Origin of the sequence: Streptomyces sp. W16 (assembly GCF_033194735.1) — a bacterium.
GTDB lineage: Bacteria > Actinomycetota > Actinomycetes > Streptomycetales > Streptomycetaceae > Streptomyces.
Genome location: NZ_JAWOAI010000823.1, coordinates 1 through 2,992, shown reverse-complemented (window position 1 = coordinate 2,992; position 2,992 = coordinate 1). Strand labels below are relative to the sequence as shown.

Here is a 2,992-nt window from a genome sequence, read left to right as displayed (position 1 = left end):
CGCAGGGCCTCGCCGATGGCGGTGTCCGTGCCGAAGCGCTCGGCCCGGCGGCGGGCGTCGGAGGCGAGCTGGGCGGCGCGGGTCGGGTCCTCGACGGCGAGGGCCCGGGCGAGGTCGATGGCCCACGGGACCAGTACCGGGTTGTGGTGGCTGCGGACGGCCGCCGCCTTCGCCGCCTCCTCCAGTTCGTTGATGCCGTCCTTGGTCCGGCCGGTGGCGATCAGCAGCCGGCCGCGCACACAGCGGGGGTCGGGCAGCACGATGGTGGACGGGTACGGCGGTGCGAAATCGTACTGTTCGGAGATCGCCCAGGCCTCCTCGACATGGCCGCGGGCGAGCAGCGTGTCGACCAGGTTGCAGGTCGCCGACCAGTACAGGGGCAGTCCGCGGCCGACCCGCTCGGCCAGCCGCAGTGACTCCCGCAGCGAGATCTCCGCCTCACGGAGCCGGCCGCGCCTGCGCAGGCCGAGGCCGAGATAGGCGTGCGCCAGGGAGAGGTGGCCGCCGCTCCAGCCCGCCGTCTCGTAGGCGCGCAGCGCTTCGTTGTACAGGCTCTCCGCGCGGTCCAGGCGGTCCGTGTAGGCGTAGGCGCTGGCCAGCATCATGAGGATCTCGACGCCCCACTCGGTGTCGGTCCAGCCCAGTCCGGGGGCGAGCCGTCCGTTGACGAGGGCGCGGTCGCACACCTCGACGACCTCCTCCGCGTTCTCGCCGTGGGTCATGGCGTCGAAGCCGCGCAGGATGAGCAGGGCCCGCTCGGAGTTGTCCCGGCCGGTACAGGTGGCGGCCAGTTCGGCGAGCCGCTCGGAACGTCCCGGGGAGGTGCCCTCGCCCGCGTGGAGGCCCTCCCACATGTACTGCACGGCCTGCAGCCGCATCCGGGCGGTGCCCGGTTCGTGCCGGGCGGTCTCCGCCTCCACGGTGCGGACGGCCTCGTCGAGTTGGTCGTTGTGGAGCAGGGCCTGGGACAGCCGGAAAACGGCGTCCACGCGTGCGTGGCCGTCGAGGCCCGGCATGGCGAGAGCGGTCTGGATGTGGCCGATGGTGGTGGCGGGCGCGGTGAGCAGGGTGGCGCAGCCCAGTTCGTAGAGCACGCTCGCGTGGGTCTCGGCGAGCGGCGGCTCCACCAGCGCGCGCTCCAGACAGCGGCGGGCGGCGTCGGGGGCGCCGATGGAGAGGTGTTCCCTGGCGGCCTCGCGCAGCTGCTCGACGAGTTCCTGGTCCTCCTCCGGGTGCACCTGGAGGAGGTGCCGTGACGCGGCGGCGGCGCCGCGCCCCGAGTCGGTGACGACCTGGGCGGCGATGCCGTGCATGGCCGTACGCCAGCCGCCCGGGATGGAGTCGTAGACGGCGCTGGCGATCAGCGGGTGGACGAACTCCAGCTCGCCGACGTCGGCCTGGGACGCGGCGGGGTCGGGGGCCGTGAGGATACGGGCGTTGCACAGCAGCTTGGCGCAGCGGGCCGCCTCGTCGCCGCTGATGGTGGCGAGCCGGGCGACCAGCTTCTCGGAGATGCCGGTGCCGAGGATGGCGGCGGCCCAGGCGAACCGGGTGGCCTCGGTGCCCAGTCCGTCCAGGCGGGCGACGAGTCCGCCGCCGCGCGAGGAGCGGTTCAGGGCGCGCAGTTCGGCGGCCGAGGGCTCGACCGGTTCGAGTTGGCTGTCCTGCACCTTGGCGAGGAGTTCGACGGTCTCGTACGGGTTGCCGCCGGTGACCGCCCACACCTCGCGGCAGAACGGGTCGTCGGCATGCGGGCCGACGGTGGCGCGGGTGAGGCCGGCGGTCGCCCTCGGGGTCAGAGCGTTCAGGTGGGTGATGGCGTGGCCGGTGAGGGCGGCGATCGCGTCCAGATACCGGCCGCGTTCACCGGTGACCTCGTCCGGCCTGCGGGCGACCACGACGAGGACGGACAGGTCGTCGAGGCGCTCGGCGAACGCGGCGAGCCAGCGCAGGGTCTCCTGGTCGGCCCAGTGGGCGTCGTCGATCAGCAGGACGAGGGGCCACTCGCGTTTGGCGAGTCTGCGTACGGCGGCGACCAGGCCGTCGCACACGCCCTGCGGGTCGGCCTGTCGCTCGCCCGGTTCGGCGATGCCGAGGGCGGGTCCCGCGATGTCGTACCAGTCGCCGAGGTACTCGCGCGCCTCCTCGGGCATCAGCGAGAGCAGGGCGGGCTGCAGCAACTGCCGTACGACGTTGAAGGGGACGGACCTGAGGGTCTCGCCGCCGCGGGCCTGCCAGACCACGCAGTTGCGTTCCTCGGCGATGCGGCGGGTCTCCGCCAGGAGCGCGGTCTTGCCGAATCCCGCCTCGCCCCGGACTACCAGCAGGCTGCCCGAGGAGGACTGGTCCGCGCACAGGGCGTCGATCGCCTCCACGACTCCGGCGACCTCTTCGTCGCGCTCCCACAGGGAGGCCGAGGTGGCCTCCGGAGGCCGGTCCTCCGTCATCCCGATTCCTCCCCGAGTAGCCCGAACGACGTACCGGCCTTGAGCGTAGCCGTCCGGCTGCCGGAGCGGAGGCCGGTCCGGGCAGCCGTTGCCGTATCGGGTGACGGCGGGGTTCATGAGCGTGACGAACAGTCAGAAGGCGCTTAAATAAAGCCGTTTCCGATCAATCTCGTAACAGCAGGAGCAGGCGTGCCGTGTGTCCACCGGCGGCGCCGGGTCCAGGCAGGACGCGGCACGCGCGGCGGGTGACGGCCGGGCTCGCGATCACCGGCGGCGCCCGTGACGCCATTGCGGCCGGATCCTCTCATCCCGCTTTCACCGACGCCTCATACGGTAGGGACATGACGCAGGTGACTCCCCCCGGGTGGTACCCCGATCCCGGGCAGACGAATGACGGTCCCGCCGCCGAGCGCTGGTGGGACGGCAAGGCATGGACGGACCGGACCCGCCCGGCCGGGTCGGCCGCCGAATGGGGTCCCCCGACCGAACCGCCGTTCCCCGGGGCGTACCCGGCGTATCCCGCGCAACCCCCGGCCGCCTCGCGA

The 2,992-nt window shown here is 73.0% G+C and carries 2 protein-coding genes; one reads left to right on the top strand and one right to left on the bottom strand.

Features of this window, described 5'->3' with window-relative positions:
- Nucleotides 1-2,447 (bottom strand): ATP-binding protein (locus R6V09_RS49925; RefSeq protein WP_317888056.1); only part of this gene is annotated, 2,447 nt, incomplete at its 3' end.
- 341 nt (nucleotides 2,448-2,788) lie between these two features.
- On the opposite strand from R6V09_RS49925, the gene R6V09_RS49920 reads away from it, so the two are divergent.
- The coding region (locus R6V09_RS49920) for a DUF2510 domain-containing protein (RefSeq protein WP_317888055.1) at nucleotides 2,789-2,992 on the top strand (204 nt) is incomplete at its 3' end.